Genomic DNA, 23,117 nt, shown 5'->3' on the forward strand with positions numbered 1-23,117 from the left:
CAGGATTAAATTATTTGCGGGACTTCATAATGGCGCTTTTTCTGCGCGGGAGCCAGGTCGAGAGTGTCGCTTTCCGGGAAGTTTTTCCTTTTTTCATCCTCGCGAAAAACGTTTTGCAGGGGAATCGCGTGCGAAGTCGGTTCCACCTCTGAGGTGTCCAGTTGGTTGAGTTGATCGATATATTCGATGATGGTTGCCATTTGCACACCCAAACGATCTTTTTCAGAATCGCTCAGACGCAGACGGGCAAGCGTGGCCAATCGATCGATGTCAAATTTTACAGACATAAGAGACGGTACGTGTCAGGTTAAGAAATACTCAGGAATCCTCTGATTTGCGGTCTTTTTTCTTTGTTTTCCTTAATACGGACATTTTTTCATCAAATACTATCTTGCCGGCTTTTCTGGATAGGCGTTTGACCTTTTTCTTCAGTTTGCGGACTTCCAGGCTCTTGGAGGCGTCTTCGGATTTTTTGACTTCGTCCGCCAGAGTGGTTTGGGACTTTTTGACATGTTCTCTCAGCTTTTCAAGTGTGGCCATGTTTCCTTATTTCCTTTTCCTTAAAAGAGGGGTTGAATCGAATTGTCCTGTATATCAAACTTTTAGTTGTTTAACAATAAGAAAGGAGATTTTTAGGGAATGAATGGTAAACCATCGGGGTTCCAACAGGGGGTGGCTCAGGTCAGAGGTTGTGTCTCGGGAGTTATTCTTGAACTGTTTCGGGAGGGATGACCTCTAGAATGACCAGAGTGTAGTCGTCGGAAAAGCCCTGTTTCCCCGTGAATTCCTGAATTTCCTCCTTGACCCTGATTCCGAGCTCGTTGGCATTCCGGGTTTTTCCTAATTGCTGGAGTGTATGAACCAGTCTTTGGGCTCCAAACATTTCTCCCACCTCGTTTTTAGCCTCGGTCAGCCCGTCCGTGTACAGGGTCAGTTTGCAATTGGGTTCCAGCTGGATTTTCCCTTCCTCCATGTCATTATTGGGCAGGATCATGAGCGGAATCCCCTTTTTGGTCCATAATTCTAAAACCGATTCGGTATCGTAATTGATAAAAACAGGCGGTGGATGCCCCGCTGAGGCGTAGGTCATCACTTTTGAGGGCAGGTGAATCACCCCGTAAAAAGTGGTGATGAAGAATCCCGTCTCCAGGTTTTGCCGCAGGATCTTGTTGAGTTTCTGGAGTGTTGCCTTGGGCGAATGGGTCTGTGAGGCAAAGGAACTCAGCAAAACGCGCATCATCGCCATGATGACTGCCGCAGGAGTTCCATGCCCGGAAACATCCGATATCAGGACGCCAAGGTGATCCTGATCGATGGGAATAAAATCATAATAATCCCCGCCGGCTTTTGAAGAAGGCTGGTAATCGGTGAAAAAGCGCATTCCTTCAATATCCGGAGGCTCGTCACACAGAAGCCCTTTCTGGATATTGGCAATCATATCCCGCTCCTTTTCGACCGTGGCGTGGGCTGTTTCCAGTTTGCTGTATTGTTTTTTGGTGCGCAGGGCCGCTTGCACCCTGGCTTTCAATTCCTCCGGGACAAACGGCTTGGTGAGGAAGTCCTCGCCGCCGATGTGCAATCCCATCGTCAGGCTGTCGAGATCGGTATTGCTGGTCAGAAAAATTACAGGAACGAACGTGTCTTCCGTCATGGCCTTGAGACGGCGGCAGACCTCATAGCCGTTCATGTGGGGCATTTCAATGTCCAGGATAATCAGGTCGGGATTGATCTCCTTGTATTTTTCCAGTCCCTCCAGCCCGCTGGCCGCCAGAACCGTTTCGTAATCACCCTCCAGAACATTCCTTATGAAAGATGCCTGGGCCTTGGAATCGTCCACCACAAGGATGGTTGAAGAGTCGGTTTTTAAAAGCGTCATCCGTTATTGCCTGAATTTTTTTTAAAAAAGTTATAGCTGGTTACTCTTATTGTAAATCAAATTTAACTTATTGAATAATATAATTTTAAAAAATTACAAATGAAATGCCGATTTTGAAAGAAATATCAGCCACTTTCAGGATAATTGCGAATCCGGTGCTGATAACCATCCGTTGTAATGTGGATGGAGCCATTCAGGTCCGTTCTCCAGATTTTGGTTCCTGCGGCCTGATAGCGCTCAACCACTTCGGGGTGGGGGTGGTGCATCCAGTTCAAGTAACCGCTGGAGAAAATAACCGCTTGCGGTTGGACCGCCTGAATAAATGCAGGTGAATTTGAAAAGCGACTGCCGTGATGCGGGCTTTTTAAATAGGTTGCTTTGAGGGGAAGGGAGCGTTGAATGAGATATTCTTCCGTAGATTCCCCGATGTCTCCGGTGAACAGCATACTGAAATCCCGATAATCCAGCCTGAGGACCAGAGATAACTCGTTCCCCACCTTGTTTTTTGTTTTTTTAGCGGTTTGCCGGATGAATTGTGGGCTGGGGTGGAGGGAGACGATTCGGACCTCACCAAGGGTCAATGGGACCCCAGGTTGTAACTCAACCCGGACCGCATTTCTTGCCAGTGTCTTTTGCCCCAGGTTTTCGATGCGGGAGTCACCGAGGCCGGGAAACCCATCCAAAAAATGGCCGATGGAAAAAAGATCGACCAGAGATTCCAGTCCGCTGATGTGGTCCTGGTCGGAATGAGTGGCGGCCAGGTAATCGATATGGCCGATTCCCTGGTTCCATAAGAAAGGCGCGACCACCATTTTTCCAACGTCCAGAGAGCTTTTAAAGAATCCGCCACCGTCCAGGATCATGGTTTCCCGATTTGGAAATTCAATGAAGATCGACTCTCCTTGTCCGACATCGAGAATAGATATCTGCAAATTTTCTGAAGCCCAGTTGGGAAAACGCGGCCAGATCAGCCACACGATCGCTGCCAGAGATGCAACACACAGGCTGGCCTTTCCGAGAACCTCCCGCCTGAATTTTTGCGGAGGCGAGGATTGTTTGGCAGGGTCGGGTTTTTTTATCAGGAGCCAGATGCCTCCCGCTAAAACTAAAAAATATAAAAGAATCCAAAATCGCGGCGGGGTGGGAACATACACCGATGCGTAGGGAAAAGAAGCAAAAAACTGCGGAATAACCAGAAAACATTTGAGCAATAAATGCAGGGGAAAGGATAAAACCCACCCCAGCGCCGGGAGGATGCTCCCCAGACTGATCGCGAACAACGCCAGGGGAATGAGAACAGAGGCCAGCGGAATCATGATGAGGTTGAGAAAAATTCCAATCAGGCTCACCTGGTTAAAATGAAAAATAAGGAAGGGTAAAGTACAAAGATAAACGGCAAAGGAGATGAGTGCGCTGGCGGCAAAATATTGCTTGAGGAACTGAAAGGATTTTTGCGAACGACTGAGATCATTCTGTTCTTCAAATGAGATACTCCAGAGAAACCTTCGAAACCAGGGCTGTTCGCCCATTCGGTCTATGGAGTCACCCGAAGGTTGGGTTAAATGATGCACCACAAAAAGGATGCCGATCATAGCCGCAAACGATAGCTGAAAGCTGACATCGAGGACGGCTCCGGGGTTCCAGATGAGGATCAAAAATGCGGCGATGACCAGCGCGTTGAATAAATTCCGCTCCCGGTCGGTGAGGATGGCTAATAAAAATACCAATACCAGAAACCCGGCACGCAGGGCGGTGATTTTTGGCCCCACCAACAGCAGATAAAACAGAACCGGAAAGAGACACATAAAGGCGGCGATTTTCCGGGCCGCTCCCGATTGCGCCCATTCGGGATGATATTTTAGCAGGCTATAAAACGCCAGCGGCCAGAAAACTATAAAAGCCGCCCAGGCGACGAAACCCACATGCAGTCCCGAAACCGCCATCAGGTGACTCAATCCGGTGGCGATGTACGCTTCCTTGACGGCATCCGAAAGAGAATTTTTTTGCCCCAGAAGCATGGCCTTTAAGAGGGCGGCTTCTTCTCCTGAAAAATAGGTTTCCAGTGTCTTCAGCAAATGCCCGCGAAGATTCACTTGCAGGGCTTTAAGAAAGGGCAAAGGCGAGGCGCCCAATTTTTTCAGAGAGCTTTTTTTTGAAAGCGAACCGATCACCGAGATTCCTTTAACCTTTAAATAACCGCGGTAGTCGAACGCGCCGGGGTTCCTGAAATTTATCGGATGTTTCAGGCGGACCTGATTGAACTGAACGATGTCCCCCGCTTGAAACGATTGCCGGATGAGATCTGGATGATAGTGGGTCAATCGCACCTGTCCCGTGACATCTATTTGATTTCCACCCGACTGGATATGCTTCCCCTCCACATGAAAAAATACCTTTCCGTCCACAGGTTCGGGAGCGTCGATCAAAGTTCCGATCAGCGTTGTGCGCCGGGATTCGTCGATGTGCTTGAGAATATGATTAGAGGGTTGAGAACCATCCGATAAAGCCGGGGAAAAATAGCCGAATGGGATAAACAATATCAGGAGCGTCCATCGCCAAAGAAATTGTTTTTTTAATCTTGCGAAAACGACAAAACCCGAACCTGCCACCAATGCAGGAAAAAGATAGGGAAAGAAAAAATGCACTGCTGGCGGGAGGGCGGCTAACAGTCCACCGAGATAAGAAAGGAAATAGGGGAGTAGGGGACCCATTGGATTCAATTTATCCCGCTTTCAAGATGGTCGGCAGAGCGTTAGATGAACTCCAATTTCACTTCGGATGCAGGGTCAGATCGATCTGACGTTTTGGAATGTCAACGCTGGCGACCCGGATCTTTACCGTGTCACCTATTTTAAAGGTGCGGTGGCGGCGTTGGCCCTGCCATTTGTGTTCCGTTTCTATGAAGATGTAATAGTCATCCGCGATGCTGGAAATTTTTACCAGACCCTCAACGAAAACTTCCTGCAATTCCACGAAGAAACCAAATGCTGTGACGCTGGTGATGAGCCCTGAATAAATTTTTCCGATTTTGTCGGCCATGAATTGCGCCCGCCTGAGATCGTTGACCTCGCGTTCGATGGACATGGCATTTTGTTCCCGCGCGGACGATTGTTCGGTGCATTCGACGATTCTGGGATGCAGGCGTTTGTGTTCCCTTTGTGAGCATTTTCTTTTATCTAAAAAGCTTTTGACCAGACGATGCGTGATCAGGTCCGGGTAGCGCCTGATGGGAGATGTGAAATGCGTGTAATGTTTGAACCCCAAACAGTAATGTCCAGGGTCTTTTTCGGAGTACACCGCTTTTTTCATGGTTCTGATCAGGAGGGTGTTGATCGTTCGTTCTTCCCGGTGACCCTTGACCTGTTTCAGCAAATTCTGCAGATCCATCGATGGTACATTGTGGGTGGTTTTCAACTTGATGCCAAAGGAAAGTAAGAACTCGTTGAACTTAGCGATTTTATCGTCATCGGGTCGTTCATGAATGCGGTGGATGGAAGGGACGTTTTTATCGGATAAAAATTTGGCCACCACCTGGTTGGCGGACAGCATGAACTCCTCGATGAGTTCGTGAGCGATGTTGTGCTCGGCCATCACGATCTTTTCAATTTTGCCCTTGTCGTTCATTTGCACTTCCGGTTCGGGAAGGTTGAAATCCACGCTTCCTTGCAGGAACCGCTTTTTTCTTAGAATCTGGCTGAGCTCGTGCATGATTTTAAGAGTGGGCAAAGCCTTTGCATAGCGGTTCTCAGGGTCGCCTTTTTCCAGCAGACCGGCCACCTCGGTGTAAGTGAAGCGGACTTTACTTTCAATGATCGAATTAAAGATCTTGCTTCCGACCACATTGCCCCCGGCGTCGAAATCGATGAGCGCACTCAAGGTCAGACGTTTTTCATTGGGCTTCAAACTGCAAATTTCATTGGACAGTTGAAACGGCAGCATGGGAACGACGCTGTCCGGGTAATAGATGCTGGTTCCTCTAAGAAACGCTTCTTTATCCAGGGGGGAACCCTCCTGCACGAAATGACTCACATCGGCGATGTGCACTCCCAGGCGATAGCCGGTTCCCATCTTTTCAATGGACACGGCATCGTCAAAGTCTTTGGCCTTTTCCCCGTCGATTGTGAAAATCAGGCAATCAGAAAGATCGGTCCGTTCTTCCGTTTGTTCTTCGATCCTGGCCGGGTTTGCGATCCTTTCCGCCGCCGCCAGCACTTTTGGCGGGAACTCCGGGGTGATTCCAAATTTCCTTAAAATGGCTTTGACTTCGACTTCCGGGTCGTCTGAAAACCCCAGCACTTCGGTGATGCGGCCCACCGGCGGCTGATGCTTCAAAGGATAGGTTTCAAGAGTCACCGAAACCATGTGTCCGGTTTTGGAGCCCTTGGAGTTTTTCGCAGAAATAAAAACATCGTGAAGATATTTTGCGTCCATGGGAATGACCCAGCCATCGCGGCCAAACTGTTCGTAGGTTCCAACCAGCTCCGTGGTGTTGCGCTTTAAAATGCGGATCACCCGGCCCTCCGGGCGGTCGCTGTCCCGGCCCGGCTCCATGCGCACCGTCACCAGATCGCCGTGCATGGCGTCGCCCATATGGCCACGGCTGATGTAGATATCCTTCTCACCACTGCCTTTCTCCTGAGCGACGAAACCGAAGCCCCTGGCATTGGTGGTGAGAACTCCCGATATGAGATTCATTTCGTCCGGCAGGCCATAGCGACCGCCGCGAACTATTATCAACCGTCCGTCCGCCGCCATCTCCTTGAGCCGACTGCGAAGCTCCCGGCGTTGACCATCGGGGATTGAAAATTGTTTCATCAGCTCCGAGACCTTCATGGGCCGGTTGGCTTTGTTGCGGAGCAGCTTGAGGATGGTTTCTTCGGTGAGTTTCATAATGAGAGAGTTGTGAGTAGAACTCGGTTGTATATTACCTGCGCAAGTCGAGAAAAGCGTTTGCAGATATAGACTCATTGAAGTGGAAGAGTCATAGTTTCTTGCTTACAATATTTTTTACGTGCGTTACGTGTTCTCTGTGGGTTTTAAATGATGGAGTTAGCCTGCCTATCTTGATCTTACTAATAATTTCTTCAACCTCTACCTGAGACAGAACACACGTTTTTTTTGATTTGATATATCTTATGTAGCCTCTAGTGTGCCTGACATTTTCCGGCATTTCAGTTTTAAACGTACTATCACCAACAAATACAATCAAGGAATGCACTTGCCCCTCTTTCAACCCAAGCAGGGATTCTAAGGTTTTTACATGCTTATAATTTTGATGTAGTGGGTTTTGAAACTTATTTGAATGTTTGTATATTTTTTGAGTCCATGTCCTTTGATTTGGATTGCCAAAAATCCATCCTTTCATATTCTTTGTTTCAATTACAAAGATGCCATAGACTGAAACTATGATGTGATCTATTTGAGTGGTCCCATCTTTTGTTAGCAAAGTGACATTCTTTATAAGATGGTATGCCTTTTTATCAAGCAGCAACTTTGCTAAAAAATTTACAATAAACTCACCAAACACTCCCTTAAACCAGGAGGATTTCAGTATAGCTAACAAAATAGCGATAGGTATCAAATACCAAAACACGCTTGCGAACTGGTTTATGATAGGTGAATAGTCCATTTTATGGTCCAACATTTTTCATCATAATGATTTGCTCAACGAGTGCGGAAATAGGCAGGCTCTGATTGACGCCCGTGTTGGGTTTTTTATAGGTAAGAATGTTTTCTTCGGTGAGTTTCATAATGATGCGCGGCGTGAATAGAGTCCGGTTATATCTGAAAAGCCCCATCGGTTCAATAGATAACCTTTTGACACATTGGGCGGATGGTTCCTGCCCTTTGATTTTTACGATCCTCTGCTTTGCTTTTTAACCCGCCTTCTCTTATAATCCCGATTTTGTGAATATTGTAATGATTAAGGAAACAATATGCTGATCCAGTTGGACTGGTTGAAAGAATATGTGGAATTCGATGTCCCCACCGAAGAGCTGGCGGAGATTTTATCCATGGGCGGCCTGGAGATAGAGGCCCTGGACTGGGTCGCGTTGCCCGATGGAACCAAGACGCAAGTCATGGAAGTCAACGTGACGCCCAATCGCGGCTACTGCCTGAGCTATCGAGGGATGGCAAGGGAAGTGGCGGCCTTGTTGGGGAAAACCTGCCAATGGGATGACCCTGAGCAGGAACTGGAGCAGTCCTGGGGGCCAAACCCGGTAGAACAAAAGCTTTCTGTAGAGAACCGGGAAGAAACCCTGTGCCCACGCTATATGGCTATGGTGATCGAAAATGTGACTCCCGGACCTTCCCCGAAATGGCTCGTCGATCGTCTGTTGTCCATGGGGCTCCGTTCCATCAACAACATCGTCGATGTCACCAATTACGTCATGTTTGAAACCGGTCAACCCCTGCATGCATTTGACCGTGATTTGTTGGCGGGGTTTCAGGTCGTCATCCGCCGCGCTCACAAAAATGAAGCCTTTATCAGTCTGGATAAAAGTAATCTGGTTCTGGGGGAGGATGCGCTGGTGATCGCCGATGCGGAAAAACCGGTGGCCCTGGCCGGAATTATGGGGGGAGCCAACAGTGAAGTTTCAGGTTCGACCCGTACCGTGGTTCTCGAGAGTGCCTATTTCGATCCGGTCATCGTCCGCAAAGGGTCGAAAGAGTATGGAATCCGTACCGATTCGTCTTTCCGTTTTGAACGAACCGTGGATATCGCGGCGGTAAGGGCTGCTCAGAGCCGGGCGGCTTTACTGATTCGTCAGCTGGCTGGAGGGGAAATTTGCCGTGGGCGCATCGATCTTTATCCCCATCCGAAACCGTTGCCGTCCATTGACCTCAGAGTTTCCAGAGTCAACCAGATTCTGGGATTGAATTTGAGCGGTCAAGTCATCGGCGAGTATCTGGAGAGGCTTGGGATATCATCCGAACCTGCTCAAACTGGAGAGACGCTGATCCTGAAAATTCCTGAATCTCGTCCCACGCTGGAACGTGAGATCGATGTCATTGAAGAGATCGCCCGGTTGCACGGTTTCGAAAACGTTGAAGTGGCGCACCCTCAGGCTGAGATCATCCCGGTCAAAGTTTCCAGAAGGAGGCAGGCCGTCCAAACCGTTAAAACAACTCTTTGTCATCTCGGTTATGCGGAGGCCATCAATTACAGTTTCATTGATTCCAAAAATGCGGATTCATTCCGGTCGGCATTTGGAACGCCTCAAGCGGAATCCATCAACCTGCGCAATCCATTGAGCAATGAATGGGCCACCATGCGCACCAGTCTGATTCCCGGTCTTCTGAGCACGGCCGCCAGAAATCTGAGCAAGGGGCAGAAACCGGTCAAGATTTTTGAGCTGGGCGATATTTATTTTAAGGGAGCCAGCGAGAAGCCGGCAGTTGAAAAAACCTGTTTTTCCGCATTGGTCGTTGGGGCCTACGAGCCCGATGTGTGGAAGGCGCAGACGAAAAGCTATGATTTTTTCGACTTGAAAGGATCGCTGGAAACGGTGTTGAGTCAGTTGAAGTTGTCAGTGGAGTTTTATTCCTCTCCAAGTCTTTTTCTCACCCCAGGTAAAAGCGTGGATTGCTTTATCGCGGGCAGGAAAATAGGATATTTCGGAGAAGTGTCTTCCAATCTGATCCGCCAATGGGATATTGGACGGCCAGCCTATGTTTTTGAAATCGATTTTGGGCAGGTGGTCGAAGCCCTTCCCGACCGGCCCCGGTTTGTACCGATTCCCAAGTTTCCTGAGACGTATCGGGATATTTCCCTGATTGTGGACGAAGGGCTTCCATCCAAAGAAATTCATGACCTTATTGTAAAAACCAGTGCACCCTTGATTCGCCGGGTGGATCTTTATGATTATTTTGAAGGTAAAAAAATCGAACAGGGCAAAAAAAGCCTGACGTTTTCCCTGGCGTTCCAGTCGACGGAAAAAACCTTGACCGATGAAGAGGTCAACCCCGTTTTTGAAAAGATCGTCCAGACCCTTTCCGAAAAGCTGGGCGCCAAACTGCGCGAGTAGTTCGTTTGCCCGAAGGTGACGATTGACACTCCAAATTGCCAGTGATAGGATTCGCTTATGAACCCCGAAAAGCTTGAAAAACTGTCCCGCCTGGTGACATCTTTAATTGAGGAGTCGAGCAATTTAAAGGATGAAGTCCGATGTCTGGGAGAAATGATCCAGGAGTTGGAGCAGGAAAAGAAGGTGGTTCAGGAGCAGAATCAAAGTGTTATTTCCGATTTGGGGAAATTGAATGCATTGGAAAGTAGCAACCGGAAAATGGAAGAGGACCATTCGATGATCCGATCCAAAGTGCAAACTATTTTGCAAAACCTTGAGAAAATGGATTTTGTCTGATACGTCATGTCTGAAAGCATAAAATTAAATATTTATGGAAGAAAGTATAATGTTAAAAGCGGCTCGTTTTCTGTAGATCCGCATGAAGTCGCTTCTATGGTGGATTCCAAAATGCTGGAATTGTCGAGAACGGGGGCGATCAAGTCGACAACCGATCTGGCCATTCTCTCGGCCTTGAATATTGCTCAGGAATTATTGGAGATGAAAACGAAGGCGGGAGAAAACAACCAGAACTCTGAAAAACAGATCGATGAGCTGATTGAAACACTGGAAAAAGGGGTTGAAAACCTGAAGCCCTGACGGACTCACTTGCATTACATAACTCTTGAGGGGTGAGGTTGTTTGTGCTACGATTAAAACTGATTAATAGGAATATTGCTTCCCTGTTGTGCGCGTGTAAAAATTTATTTTTTTGAGCCAACATTTTGTAAACGGGGTCGATGAATCGGTTGCGGTGTGCATGCCTTTAAGGTTAAGGAAGCCTAAAGCAATATACGGAAACCCCACCTGTCCTTGATAGGTTCAAAAAATGGTTTTTGTACGGCATCAACGGGGAAGCTTCTTTGATAGTTTTTTACGAGTGAAGGTTGAGTTGGGACAGTATCAATCGGGGCAGAGACAATTGGTTTTAGGAAACTCAGGAAAAAAAATGGCGCTGGTTGCGAAATTAATCGGGATTTTAATTCCACATTTGGAGTTTTCGAGAGTTCCCTTTGGGATTGATAATTCTGAACAAAACCGTGATCATGGTTTTGTTTTCATAGATAAAAGTTCAATCGGTCTGGGCCTTGCCAGATCTTTACAATTGAATCTTCAATCGGGCGACCGCCTTTGCTTCCCCTTGCCATTTTTCCCTCATCCCCAGGTTCTAGCTCAGTTCTGATATTGAGGAATCTTTTCGGCCTCCTTGTTTACCTTGCTTGTATTTGCCCTGTTTAAAATATGTTATATGCTTGAAGTTCATGTATAACTTTATGATGTATGTGGTGCGCGACTGATTATCGGCGAAGTTCCCATCGCTAAAATTAAAAAGTTGATCGACGGGCGGCGGGACGCACCATTTTGAAGTTTGATAAATTTATCAATAAACACTCTCAGGAATAAATTGCGATCCGCAGAGGAATTCAAGGCTTCGATCCGGAAAAAAATGATCCGGATGCGGGAGAAACTCAGTGAGGAAACATTAAAGCGATACAGCCGGGAGATAACAAGAAAGCTGGTAGAGCTTGAAGCGTTCCAGTCTTGCCAGAATATTTTAATTTTTCTTTCATTGCCGGGAGAAGTTCAGACTGAGGAAATGATTGAAAGGGCATTGAGCTTCGGAAAAAGGGTTTACGTACCTCTGGTCGATGCAGAGCGAAAATGCTTGAAAATATCAGAGCTACCCGGTTTGGACATTGAATTTGAAGTCAAGCGCTTTGGAGTCCGTGAGCCCGGTTCGGTCCATTTAAATATCCAGTCGCCTGCCGTTCTGGATTTTGTGCTGGTTCCGGGGCTGGCATTTGACCGCAAGGGTGGGAGAATTGGTTTCGGGGCAGGGTATTATGACCGGTTTTTAAAGGAAGTGGCGGACCGTGTGGTTCGAGTGGGCGTGGCATTCGACTTTCAGATTCTGGAATCCGTTCCGCAAACGGAGCTTGATGTCCCCGTCCAAAAGATCCTGACGGAGAACGAAACAATAGTCTGCTGAAGCCCGGTTCGGGACAGGCAGGTTTTTACATATAAAGAGGGGAGCTAGAATGCATATATTCTTTACCATTAAAGTTAATTTCATCACATTGCTGCTAGGGATGTTGGTTGCCCTTTTGGTGGGATACGCCATTGGCTATTTCCTGCGTAAAATATTTACCGAATATCAGATCAAGGAAGCGGAAGAACTTAAGAAGAAAATTCTCAGCGATGCCGAGGGTGAAGCCAGAAACCGGTTAAAAACTGCTGAAATAGAAGCTAAGGAAAAGCATATTATTGCCAAAGCCGAACTCGATAAGGATATCAAAGGGAAGCGGGACGAATTGCGGGAGCAGGAATTAAAAATTCAAAAAAAGGAAGATGCTTTCCGCAGGGAGGCTGAAGATTTCCGAATTCAGGAAAGAGCGTTGGATGAGAAAAAGAAAGCATTGGTAGCCAGGGAAGAAATTGTCGGCACCGAGAAAGCAAAATACCAGAACCTCGTCAAAGAGGAAGTCGAAAAGCTGGAAATCATCAGTTCATTCACCGCCGAGCAGGCAAAAGAGGAGATCAAAAAGAAAATCCTCGATGAAGCCAGAATGGATGCCGCACGGGAAGTGAAGAAAATAGAAGAAAAGGCCAAGGCGCAGGCAGAAGATGAAGCCAGAAGGCTGGTCACGATGGCCGTCCAGAGAGTTTGTTCGGACCATATTGCCGAAACCACCGTATCCGTGGTGGAGCTTCCCAACGATGATATCAAGGGTCGGATCATTGGCCGGGAAGGTCGCAATATCAGGGCCCTGGAGCAGTGCACGGGAATCGATTTGATCATCGACGACACTCCGGGCGCCGTTGTCCTTTCAGGATTTGACTCCATTCGCCGGGAAGTGGCCCGCCGTGCCCTGGAAAAATTGACTCAAGATGGTAGAATCCACCCGGGCCGCATTGAAGACGTCGTCAATAAATGCAAGAAGGAAGTCACCCAGCAAATCAAGGAAGCCGGAGAGCAGGCCATTCTGGCTGTAGGGATTGACAATGTGCCGCCGGATATGGTGCGGTTGTTGGGCCGTCTCAAATATCGCACCAGTTATACTCAGAACGTTCTGGAGCATGTGCAGGAAGTGGCGTGGATCTGCGGGCACATTGCCGCCGAAATCGGGCTGGATGTGCAGATGGCAAAACGGGCCGGATTATTTCATGACATCGGCAAGGCCATCGACCACCAGACCGACGGAACACACACGCAACTGGGAGTGGAAGTGGCCAACCGCTACAACGAGCACAAATATGTGGTCAATGCCATTGCCGCCCATCATGAAGATGTCGAGTGCGAATCACTCTACGCGGTTCTGGTGACTGCAGGGGATACAATATCCGCATCCCGTCCCGGAGCCCGCCGTGAAATGTTGGAAACCTACGTCAAACGGATGACCAAGCTGGAAGAAATTGGCGATTCCTATAAAGGTGTGGAAAAAACCTATGCGATTCAGGCCGGTCGCGAAGTGCGTATCATCGTTGTGCCAGATGGCATCACCGATGAAGAGTCACATTTGCTGGCGCGTGATATTGCCAAGCGAATTGAAAAAGAGGTCACCTATCCTGGTGAAATAAAAATTACTGTGGTCCGGGAAAAGCGGTTCACTGAATTTGCCCGATAAATCAAGTCGCGCAGAGAAGGAATTTTCATAACACAAGTTGTGTCGTATTATTAATAATGGTGGAATAAAGGATTTTTTTACCCTCGTCCCTTGAAAGTGTAGGGTCCCCTGCAGTTCCTCATCCAGTCACTTTAACGAATCCGGTCATTACAATTCAATGGAAGAAACAGGTCTTTTAATCAAATTAAGACGCGAAAAAGCGGAAGAATTACGCGCCCAGGGAATTTCTCTCTTCAATAACAAATTCAAAGTTAACGCCGGAATCGGCAATTTGATCAGGGATTTTTCCGAGTTCTCCAAAGAAGAGCTCGCTGAAAAGGACCCGCAATGCATTGTCGCAGGACGCATAATGACGCGTCGGGATCACGGCAAGACCACGTTTGTTAACTTGAAAGATCATTCCGGGACAATCCAGGTTTACATCAACGAAAAATCAATTGGTGCGGAAAGCTATGAAATTTTCGGCAAGTTTGATATCGGCGATATTATCGGCATCCAGGGAAAAGTTTCTAAAACCCGCACGGGGGAACTCACCCTGTTTGCGGACCAGGTGACTCTGCTCACCAAATCCCTGCATCCGCTTCCTGAAAAATGGCATGGTCTCAAAGACATTGAATTGCGTTATCGGCAACGCTACGTCGACCTCATCGTGAATCCGGAAGTGAAAGAGTTGTTCGTTTCCCGGAGCAAAATCGTCCAGGCCATTCGCAACTTTTTAAATGAGCGGGATTATCTGGAAGTGGAAACGCCCATGATGCATTCCATTCCCGGCGGCGCCACGGCAAAACCGTTCGAAACGCATCACAATGCCCTGAATATGGATCTCTATTTGCGAGTCGCGCCGGAACTCTACCTCAAACGGCTGGTGGTGGGTGGTCTCGAACGCGTTTACGAGATCAACCGCAATTTTCGCAACGAAGGCATCTCGACCGAGCATAATCCCGAATTCACCATGCTGGAGTTTTATACCGCCTACGCCGACTACAATGATTTAATGGATCTGACTGAAGAGCTGTTCCGTTACATTGGCGAAGAGGTGTTCAATACGTTGCAATTTCCTTACACCCATGTGGTGGATGGAGAGGAAAAAGAAGGGACATTCGACTTCAGCCAATCCTTCAAGCGGATTCCGTTCAAGCAGTCTTTGACTGAAATTGGCGGTGTGTCAGAAGAAGCGGTGGCGGACCCGGAAAAGGCGGTGGCTTTTGCGTTGGAACATAAAGTCCATCTGGAGAAAAAAGACACCCCGGCGAAGGTGCTGGCCAAACTGTTCGATACTTTTGTGGAACCAAAACTGATCCAGCCGACCTTTATCACAGACTATCCTTTGGAGCTGTCTCCGCTTTCGCAGAAGAAAGCCGACGACCCCAGCCTTGTGGAACGATTTGAGTTGTTTGTGAGTGGTAAAGAAATTGCGAATGCCTATACCGAGTTGAATGATCCCATCGATCAAAAACAGCGGTTCGAGGAACAGGTTGCGGAGCGTCAGGCAGGCGATGATGAGGCGCATTGGATGGACCTTGATTTTATCCGGGCATTGGAAATTGGTATGCCGCCGACGGCCGGGGAGGGAATAGGAATCGATCGATTGACCATGCTGCTCACCAATTCGCAGTCGATCCGGGATGTGATCCTGTTTCCGCAGTTGAAAAAAGAATCCTGAGCAACGGTTATCAATTGGAAGGCAATCTTATTATTGGTTGTAATTGCAAAAAGTCTCCCCTCATATTGTTTATCTTGAACCTTTCCTTCACAGGTTGATTCTTTAATATGGCTTACGAACTATTTGTCAGTTTGCGTCATTTGAAGGCCAAGAGAACCCAGAAGTTTATTTCCCTGAATACCTGGATATCCATCGGTGGAGTGGCGCTCGGGGTCATGGCATTGATTGTCGTTATTGCCGTGATGTCCGGTTTCGGCAAAGATCTGCGCGACAAAATCCTGGGAACCACCAGCCATGCGGTGATCACCAACATCAATCGCTCGGGAATAAATGATGTCGAAAACATCATCCGGCAAGTGAAGGAAGTGCCAGGAGTCACCGCCGCCGCGCCCTTTATAATGAATCACGTCATGTTGACCCACGGGCAAGCGGCATCGGGAGTCGTGGTCCGTGGCGTAGACGTGGTGCGCGAGAAGGGCGTTTCGGATCTAGAAAAAAACCTGATTGAAGGCAGTCTGGATTTTCTGGAAACTGAAAAAATCTCCGGCAAATCCTCCAACGGTAAACTTTCCCGTTCCAAAGTGGTTCTGGGCAAGGAACTGGCTCGCCGTAACGGTTTGCGGGTGGGTGATGTGGTGTCCATGGTATCTCCGTCTTCCCGCATCACGCCGATGGGTTTGATCCCGAAAATGAAAATCTTCCAGGTGGCGGGAGTTTTTGAATCGGGGATGTTTGAATACGACGCCAACCTGGCTTTTATTTCCATTCCGGCGGCGCAAAACTTTTTTTCCATGCAGGGGATGGTGAGCGGTGTCGAGGTTTGGGTGGATGATATCGATCAGGCCGCCGTGATCGCCCAGGAAATTCAGGAAAAACTGAAGTTTCCTTATTTTGTCCGGGACTGGATGCGCATGAATAAAAACCTGTTTTCCGCTCTGCAGCTGGAAAAGGTAGTGATGTTCGTGATCCTCATTCTGATCATCCTGGTGGCGGCCTTTAATATCGTCAGCACCTTGTTCATGGTGGTCATGGAGAAAACCAAGGAAATCGCGATTTTGATGTCTATGGGAGCAACGCGGAAAAGCATCATAAAAATTTTCAGTTATCAAGGCTTGATCATTGGCCTGGTGGGAACCTTTGTGGGCTGTGTTGGCGGGTTCACCGCTGTCCCCTACCTGAATGAGATTGTAGGATTCATCGAAAGCATATTCGGCATCACCGCGTTCCCGAGTGATATTTATTATCTCGATAAACTTCCCTCAGAGATTCAATATTGGGATTCCTTTTTGATCGTCATTTTTTCAATCCTTATTTGTTTTGTAGCTTCCCTTTATCCTGCCTGGCGGGCCTCCCGGTTGAACCCGGTGGAGGGCTTACGCTATGAATAATGATGCAAGCCCTCCCGATACGCCCCTATTGGAAGGAATCGACGTTCATAAGAGCTATAAAACCAGGCGGGAAACCCTTCACATTTTGACGGATGCCAACTTGAAAGTGATGAAGGGAGAAGTGTTGGGAATCGTCGGGGCATCGGGAGTTGGGAAAAGCACCCTCCTGCATGTCCTGGGCGGGCTGGATCGGCCCGATGCTGGCCGCATCCTTTTTCAGGGAGTGGATATTTATGCGAAGAATAATAGTTATTTAGAAAAATTTCGCAATCGTCGTGTGGGATTCGTTTTCCAGTTTTTTAATCTTCTCCCGGATTTTACCGCATTGGAAAACGCCATGTTTCCCGCGATTATCCGCGATGAGAGCCGAGCCATTGCCCAGGAAAAAGCGGAACATTTATTATGCCAGGTGGGGCTCAAGGAACGCATGCAACATAAGCCCGGCGAATTGTCCGGCGGGGAAAGTCAGCGCGTGGCTTTGGCGCGAGCCTTGATAAACCAGCCAGATCTTCTTCTTGCCGATGAGCCGACAGGAAATCTGGACACCCACGCCAGCGATTCCCTGATTGAATTGATTCGCAAATTAAATGAAGAGTTCAAGCAAACCTTTGTGCTTGTGACCCACAGTCAACGAATTGCCCAGCGAATGGACCGGGTCATGCAATTGAGTGAAGGAAAAGTAGCAACCATTGACAAAGATGTGATCATTTAACCCCCTCAGTGGGGTTTCTCCATTGCGAAAGACGAGTTTGGTCACGAGCTTCGAAGAAAATTGCAGGATGAAATATTCTGTATGCAAGGGGATGCAGTCAGCCATAAATCCATCGCACGTAAATATAGGGTCCCGCGTCACGCTGGATGAAGAGGGAAGGGGAGAATCATGAAACTTAATAATATTGCGGCTCTGGTCGGTGGGTCTCTTAAGGGAGACGGGGAAATAGAGATCAGTGATGTGCGGGGCATCGAGGATGCCGGTGAAGGACATGTGACATTTGTTGTTAAAAAGAAATTCATAAAGCAGCTGGCTGAATCCAAAGCTTCTGCGGTTATTGTCGATCAGGAACTCGATCTGGATGTGGCGCAGATCATTACCGCCAACCCGATGCAGGCTTTTGCCAAACTTCTCAGTGCTTTTCACCCCGAGACCCAACCGGAGCCGCATGTCGATTCCAGAGCCGCCATTGGCCAGAATGTGAAGCTGGGAGATAATGTCACGATTTTCCCATTTGTCTTTATCGGAGACAACGTTTCCATCGGGGATGGAACCGTTCTGCATCCGGGAGTGGTCGTGGGGCCGGATTGCCAACTCGGGGAAAACGCTGTTCTGCATCCCAATGTCACCCTTTACCGAAAAACGATCCTGGGAAACCGGGTCATTCTGCATGCGGGAGTGGTGATCGGGGCCGATGGTTTCGGCTACACAGTCGATGAGAAGGGCGAACACTATAAAATTCCGCAAATTGGTCAGGTGGTGATCGAGGACGATGTAGAAATCGGCGCCAATACCTGTATTGACCGGGCGACATTAGGTGCGACAATCGTCAAACGGGGAACTAAAATCGATAACCTGGTGCAGATTGCGCACAACTGTACGATTGGCGAGCACTCCATTCTTGTCTCCCAGGTGGGAATGGCGGGGAGTTGCACCCTGGGGCATCATGTGGTTCTTGCCGGTCAGGTGGGGCTGGCGGATCATGTCACCATTGGCGACCAGGCGATTTTAACCGCCCAATCGGGAACCTTCAGGGATGTTGAAAGTAAAGGCGTTTACGGCGGTTCCCCCAGCGTTCCCATAAACACCTGGAGAAAATACGTCACCCTTCTTCCCAAACTGCCGGATTTGTCGCGTAAAATCAAGGATTTGGAAGCCAGGCTGAACGCGATTGAAAAAAAATAAGCGGCCAGTTAGAATATTTATATAAACCAATTGTAGGCATTATTCGCTATTAAACTTGGCAGGCCGTTTATGAATCGATTTCGTTGGACAGTCCTTGGACTGCCTTTTTTTTATTTGTTCTGCATTGGAGCATCGTCCTCTTCGCAAATGAGCGAAGAAGAACTCCTCAAGTACATTGCCAAAAAGCTTCAACGAAATAGCGCCACCCTCAGGATAGATGAAAAAAATCTGGGCGAGGAAGGCGTACAAGTTCTTGCGAAATCCCCGCTTCTTAAAACTGTGAAGACCCTTATTCTCTACAAGAGTAATTTCGGAGATGCAGGGGTTCGGGCTCTGGCCAACTCCACTCACTTGGAAAATCTGACATCGCTTTCCCTGGAAAATAATTTAATCACGGACCAGGGGGCAAAAATCATAGCCACATCAGAAACCTTCTCCAACCTGACAACCCTCAATTTGTATCGAAACCAAGTACAGGATGCCGGTGCCGTTGCCATTTCCGAATCCAATGTTTTAGTCAATCTCATCGAATTGAATTTAAACTATAACCAGATTCGGGATGAAGGAGCCGTTCGTTTGACGACCTCGCGGGAACTGAAGCATATTGAGCAAATCGGTCTGGCGTATAATCCTCTAGGAAAAGACGGGCAGGAGGCGTGGCACCGATTTAAAGTCGTCCGTAAACTGGATGAATTGCAAAAGCAGAACCAGTTGCATGAGATGGGAAAATTTATTCTCGGGGATATGGGGGTGTTTGCTCTGCTGGATTTGCCCTATGCCTCGGATCTCAAGGAGCTGGATTTGCACGGTAACGATTTGAGCGATCGTGCAATTGTGGCGATGGCACGTTCTCCGAAACTTAGCGGTCTTGTTGCCTTGAATCTGGCGAGCAATAATATCACCGATGTGGGAGCCAGGGCATTGGCTGAATCGAAGACCCTCACAAATTTGAAAGCTCTCAATCTAAATTTCAACCACATCGGGGACCCCGGAGCCAAGGCGATTGCGCAATCCCAGGTACTTTCCAAACTGGAATCTCTGAAACTGGGGCAAAACAGGATAGGCAGTGAAGGCGCTGTGGCTTTGGAGGAGTCCACCGTGCTGACCAAACTCATACATCCTATTTTTGGGTTTTACTGACTTTCCCTATTTACTTCAGACGTACTCCAAGAATAGAAGCAGAACGAAATCAAGGCTTACGCTACTCTTTTTTGAAGGGAGCGTGGAAGGGATTGTAATGTTGTGGTAACATTAGAGGGAAGAATGTTTGTGTACTAACCTATTGAAAAATGAGGTTTAAATTTGCAAATTCTGGATTTTGAAAGAGACATATTTGCCCTGGAAAAGCAGATCCAGGATCTGGTTTCCTTGTCACACATGTACGACAGCGTGGGCGACATCACTCACGAAATCGCTAAGCTCAAGAAAAAGCTAAGGCATATGAAGCACGATGTCTTTGCCAACCTGAAAGGCTGGCAAAAGACTCAGGTTGCCCGACACTCGGACCGGCCTTATACGCTGGATTATCTTGACCGGATTTTTACAGATTTTCAAGAACTGCATGGAGACCGTCATGGCGGCTATGGTCCTTCCATCGTGGCAGGCCTGGCCAAATTTGATGACCAATCCGTGATGGTGATCGGCCACCAAAAAGGCAGGGAACCTGCAGAAAAAATCCGCCGGAATTTCGGCATGTCTCAGCCTGCGGGGTACCGCAAGGCCCTGCGATTGATGAAACTGGCGGAGAAATTTGATGTGCCTGTCATCACTCTCATAGATACCCCTGGCGCTTATCCGGGAATCGACGCTGAAGAAAAAGGCCAGTCGGAAGCCATCGCGACCAACATGTACAATATGATCAATCTAAAAGTTCCCATCATCGTGGTTGTGATCGGCGAAGGAGGGTCGGGAGGGGCGCTGGCCATCGGTGTGGGGGACCGGATATTAATGCTGGAGCATTCCGTTTACTCAGTGATTTCACCGGAAGGGTGCGCTTCTATCTTGTGGGGCGATAAAAAGAAAGTGGAACAGGCAGCGGAAGCCTTGTGCATGACGGCTAGCAGTCTTTTGAAGATGAATGTCATCGATGAAATTGTCCGCGAGCCTCTGGGGGGCGCTCATCGAAATCATAAGCAGGCGGCTATTAGTTTAAGAAAAGCGCTTCGCACCAATTTGAAGACGCTGATTAACTCTTCTCCCGAAGAACTCGTTCAGCAGAGGTACGAAAAGTTTCGCGCCATGGGCGCTTTTGCTAAAGATGAAGGATAAGAATCTTCCTTTTTAAAGTTAATATCTAATGCACGGTTTGATCAACGTCCTAAAGTCACGCTTTGCGTTAAAACACTTTAGACCCGCCAAATGACAAACCAAAAATTTTTTTCCGTTCTCCTGTTGGTTTATGCATTGGTGTTTATTTGGTCTGCTATCAGCTTTCATGACGCATTCACTTGGTTTCTGGAAGTCCTTCCTGCTGTTATTGGTCTCGTAATTCTATTTGGGACGTATTCAAAGTTTTTTTTTACCCGGATCGCTTATATTTTGATACTGATTCACGCGATTATATTAATGGTTGGTGGCCATTACACTTATGCTGAAGTTCCTTTGTTTGATTGGATTAAAGAGATTTTTGATTTAGAACGCAACCATTATGACCGAGTGGGCTACTTTGCGCAGGGGTTCATACCCGCTATAGTCGGACGGGAAATTTTGTTGCGCTCCTCTCCATTACAGCCAGGAAAATGGCTGTTTTTCATTGTCGTTTGTATCTGTATGACTCTAAGTGTGTCCTACGAATTCATTGAATGGTGGGTTGCCCTGGCAACAGGAACCGATGCAGATGCATTTCTGGGGACACAGGGCGACATTTGGGACACGCAATGGGATATGGCATTCGCAACGGTCGGAGCCATTTTATCGCAAACGCTGTTGGGGAATGCCCATGATCGTGCCTTGAAAAGTATTTAAGGATGTAAATAACAGCCTTGATAAGTGCTTTGAGGAATAGACTATCTAAACTCCGGGGTTTATTAAGGGCGATATTCAATTTATTGGGAAAGCAGGGGAGGGATGAAAATGGGCTGCCTTTTCAGGCAGCCCAAAAATTTTCAGTTTATTTTTTCTCACCGGCACTTGTGTTCTTACCTATTTTTTCTGCTTCTTCAAGCATCTTCTGAGTGGAATCAGTTTTTTCTTCAATGGCGCTAACCTTCCCAGATGCTTTGGTTGTCAGATCCGAAACCTTTGCGGCCGGCGGCGTAGATTTTGATGGAGACGCCATAGTAGACTTCATGGCTGAAAGTGGTTTCTCAACGGCTTTTTTTGCCGCGTCCTGTTTCGCGGGCCCTGCGTACAGACTCATGGGTAATGCAAAAAGGGAAATTGCGAGAGTGCTGATGATGGCTTTTTTCATTTTGATTCTCCTTAGCGTTTTGAGGGTAAAATTTTTGATTAAGGGTTTGGATCATGAAACCAATAAGTAAACTTGCAAGTTGTATCCAGCTTAAATTGGATTTTCAAAACGCGTAAGAGAGAAAATCACAAATTACTGTGATTTACACGACATTGATAATTTTACTTTTACGTCCACTTTATTTAAAGCCTGCCAATAACTTTTCATTTTGTTTTGTTCGTATTGAAATCAGATTCTATCTTACCGCGTAATCCCGCGCCTCCAGGCAAGCCGTGATGGCCCGCTTGAAATCAGAACGTTCTTTGTCCGTCGACGATTGTTCACTGCTGGGATCAAAGTCGGTTTCACCCGCCGCCCAAAGATGGCATTCATACCGATCGTTGGCTCGTTCATTTTCACTTTGGTTAGCCTTGGGATAAACAAACAGATCCAGAGAATCTTCAATGGATTGTGGGGATTCTTCGCTCGATTCATAAACTTCCTGAGGAGGGGGAACGACCCGGTAGCCCCTCTGAACATCATCCCAAATGTAATAAACCCCAGCGGCAAGGTAGTAGGGCTGGGAGTCAATGTAAATGACTCTGTACCCCGGTGGAGGAACTGGGATCAACGCTCCAATCGGCGGGGTGACAACCGTGTAATAACCACTGTAGTCTCTATAAAAATTGCCGTAGGCATAGTAGTAAATCAGTCCGGACAGGGTTAATGAAATAAAACCGTGCGGCAAAACGACGACCCTGTGACCATGCGGGTGGGGTCTGTATTTTTGTCCACCACGGGGTTGGTGGACATTGGGGCCTTTCTGGTGGAGGCGCATGGAGAATATATCGGGGTGTTTACCAAAACGGATTGGATACACAAGATTTTAAAGGGAGCCGCCGACCCCAACGTGGTGAAAGTCGCAACGATGATGACCGCCCCCATCATCGCCATTGAAAAGGATGAGCCGATAGCGAGAGCCAGCGGGATCATGCAGGGGAAGAAAATCCGTCATATCGCCGTCACCGATAAAGGCAAAATCATCGGCATCCTGTCGGTCACAGATCTGGAGAAATGCTGGACGGGCTTGAAGTGATCGCCGTAGGGAAGGAATCGGTGTCTTCGGAGTTGTTTTTTTTATTGCAAGGCATCTCTAAAAATTAGTTTATTACAGGAAATCGAACATTGTACAAGGATTTCTTGTATCAGTGGC

General features: G+C 47.8%; 21 protein-coding genes, 1 other RNA gene and 1 pseudogene. 15 read left to right on the forward strand and 8 right to left on the reverse strand.

Annotated features, from left to right (window positions below; all coding sequences use genetic code 11):
• Positions 1–5: 5 nt before the first annotated feature.
• From gatC to O3C58_02980, 6 genes and pseudogenes are all read right to left on the reverse strand, one after another.
• The gene (gene gatC, locus O3C58_02955) at positions 6–287 is read right to left on the reverse strand and encodes an Asp-tRNA(Asn)/Glu-tRNA(Gln) amidotransferase subunit GatC (protein ID MDA0690827.1); all 282 of its coding nucleotides are present in this window, start codon (positions 285–287) and stop codon (positions 6–8) included.
• A 31-nt stretch (positions 288–318) separates the two neighbouring features.
• Positions 319–540: a hypothetical protein gene (locus O3C58_02960; GenBank protein MDA0690828.1), complete on the reverse strand. Its 222-nt coding sequence runs from the start codon at positions 538–540 to the stop codon at positions 319–321.
• 163 nt (positions 541–703) lie between these two features.
• Positions 704–1,876 carry a SpoIIE family protein phosphatase gene (locus O3C58_02965; GenBank protein ID MDA0690829.1) on the reverse strand — a complete coding sequence of 391 codons (1,173 nt, stop codon included), beginning with the start codon at positions 1,874–1,876 and terminating at the stop codon, positions 704–706.
• A 125-nt stretch (positions 1,877–2,001) separates the two neighbouring features.
• On the reverse strand, positions 2,002–4,587 hold the full coding sequence (locus O3C58_02970) for a DNA internalization-related competence protein ComEC/Rec2 (GenBank protein ID MDA0690830.1): 2,586 nt from the start codon (positions 4,585–4,587) through the stop codon (positions 2,002–2,004).
• A gap of 58 nt (positions 4,588–4,645) precedes the next feature.
• On the reverse strand, positions 4,646–6,766 hold the full coding sequence (gene rnr / locus O3C58_02975) for a ribonuclease R (protein ID MDA0690831.1): 2,121 nt from the start codon (positions 6,764–6,766) through the stop codon (positions 4,646–4,648).
• A 97-nt stretch (positions 6,767–6,863) separates the two neighbouring features.
• Positions 6,864–7,505, reverse strand: a pseudogene (locus O3C58_02980) (nuclease-related domain-containing protein).
• Positions 7,506–7,812: 307 nt separating this feature from the next.
• Here O3C58_02980 and pheT point away from each other — a divergent pair.
• The 14 genes from pheT to O3C58_03050 all read left to right on the forward strand — a co-directional run bounded on the left by pheT (position 7,813) and on the right by O3C58_03050 (position 21,480).
• Positions 7,813–9,906: a phenylalanine--tRNA ligase subunit beta gene (gene pheT, locus O3C58_02985; protein MDA0690832.1), complete on the forward strand. Its 2,094-nt coding sequence runs from the start codon at positions 7,813–7,815 to the stop codon at positions 9,904–9,906.
• 57 nt (positions 9,907–9,963) lie between these two features.
• Positions 9,964–10,242 carry a hypothetical protein gene (locus tag O3C58_02990; protein ID MDA0690833.1) on the forward strand — a complete coding sequence of 93 codons (279 nt, stop codon included), beginning with the start codon at positions 9,964–9,966 and terminating at the stop codon, positions 10,240–10,242.
• A 6-nt stretch (positions 10,243–10,248) separates the two neighbouring features.
• Positions 10,249–10,542 carry a cell division protein ZapA gene (locus O3C58_02995; protein MDA0690834.1) on the forward strand — a complete coding sequence of 98 codons (294 nt, stop codon included), beginning with the start codon at positions 10,249–10,251 and terminating at the stop codon, positions 10,540–10,542.
• A gap of 77 nt (positions 10,543–10,619) precedes the next feature.
• Positions 10,620–10,802: non-coding RNA, 6S RNA (gene ssrS / locus O3C58_03000), on the forward strand.
• Between the two features lie 32 nt (positions 10,803–10,834).
• A complete protein-coding gene (locus O3C58_03005; GenBank protein MDA0690835.1) occupies positions 10,835–11,125 on the forward strand; it encodes a hypothetical protein in 291 nt (96 codons plus the stop codon).
• A 222-nt stretch (positions 11,126–11,347) separates the two neighbouring features.
• Positions 11,348–11,932, forward strand: coding sequence for a 5-formyltetrahydrofolate cyclo-ligase (locus O3C58_03010; protein ID MDA0690836.1), 585 nt, complete (start codon positions 11,348–11,350; stop codon positions 11,930–11,932).
• Positions 11,933–11,981: 49 nt separating this feature from the next.
• A complete protein-coding gene (rny, locus tag O3C58_03015; GenBank protein MDA0690837.1) occupies positions 11,982–13,568 on the forward strand; it encodes a ribonuclease Y in 1,587 nt (528 codons plus the stop codon).
• A 157-nt stretch (positions 13,569–13,725) separates the two neighbouring features.
• On the forward strand, positions 13,726–15,231 hold the full coding sequence (lysS, locus tag O3C58_03020) for a lysine--tRNA ligase (GenBank protein MDA0690838.1): 1,506 nt from the start codon (positions 13,726–13,728) through the stop codon (positions 15,229–15,231).
• A 107-nt stretch (positions 15,232–15,338) separates the two neighbouring features.
• A complete protein-coding gene (locus O3C58_03025) occupies positions 15,339–16,619 on the forward strand; it encodes a lipoprotein-releasing ABC transporter permease subunit (protein ID MDA0690839.1) in 1,281 nt (426 codons plus the stop codon).
• Positions 16,612–17,331 carry an ABC transporter ATP-binding protein gene (locus O3C58_03030; protein MDA0690840.1) on the forward strand — a complete coding sequence of 240 codons (720 nt, stop codon included), beginning with the start codon at positions 16,612–16,614 and terminating at the stop codon, positions 17,329–17,331. Before O3C58_03025 ends, O3C58_03030 begins: the two co-directional genes overlap by 8 nt.
• Before the next feature lie 168 nt (positions 17,332–17,499).
• Positions 17,500–18,516, forward strand: coding sequence for a UDP-3-O-(3-hydroxymyristoyl)glucosamine N-acyltransferase (gene lpxD / locus O3C58_03035; GenBank protein ID MDA0690841.1), 1,017 nt, complete (start codon positions 17,500–17,502; stop codon positions 18,514–18,516).
• Between the two features lie 69 nt (positions 18,517–18,585).
• A complete protein-coding gene (locus tag O3C58_03040) occupies positions 18,586–19,656 on the forward strand; it encodes a hypothetical protein (protein ID MDA0690842.1) in 1,071 nt (356 codons plus the stop codon).
• A gap of 162 nt (positions 19,657–19,818) precedes the next feature.
• Positions 19,819–20,784 (forward strand): acetyl-CoA carboxylase carboxyltransferase subunit alpha, encoded by a 966-nt coding sequence (locus O3C58_03045; protein MDA0690843.1) that lies wholly within the window; start codon positions 19,819–19,821, stop codon positions 20,782–20,784.
• Between the two features lie 90 nt (positions 20,785–20,874).
• Positions 20,875–21,480: a DUF2238 domain-containing protein gene (locus O3C58_03050; GenBank protein MDA0690844.1), complete on the forward strand. Its 606-nt coding sequence runs from the start codon at positions 20,875–20,877 to the stop codon at positions 21,478–21,480.
• Between the two features lie 145 nt (positions 21,481–21,625).
• Here O3C58_03050 and O3C58_03055 read toward each other — a convergent pair whose 3' ends face one another.
• Together O3C58_03055 and O3C58_03060 are read right to left on the reverse strand one after the other, a co-directional pair.
• Complete coding sequence (locus tag O3C58_03055) at positions 21,626–21,925, reverse strand: hypothetical protein (protein MDA0690845.1); 300 nt, start codon at positions 21,923–21,925, stop codon at positions 21,626–21,628.
• 235 nt (positions 21,926–22,160) lie between these two features.
• On the reverse strand, positions 22,161–22,652 hold the full coding sequence (locus O3C58_03060; protein MDA0690846.1) for a hypothetical protein: 492 nt from the start codon (positions 22,650–22,652) through the stop codon (positions 22,161–22,163).
• Here O3C58_03060 and O3C58_03065 point away from each other — a divergent pair.
• Positions 22,644–23,000 (forward strand): CBS domain-containing protein, encoded by a 357-nt coding sequence (locus tag O3C58_03065; GenBank protein ID MDA0690847.1) that lies wholly within the window; start codon positions 22,644–22,646, stop codon positions 22,998–23,000. The genes O3C58_03060 and O3C58_03065 overlap by 9 nt on opposite strands.
• Positions 23,001–23,117: the final 117 nt, after the last annotated feature.

This window comes from Nitrospinota bacterium (genome assembly GCA_027619975.1).
Classification (GTDB): domain Bacteria; phylum Nitrospinota; class Nitrospinia; order Nitrospinales; family VA-1; genus JADFGI01.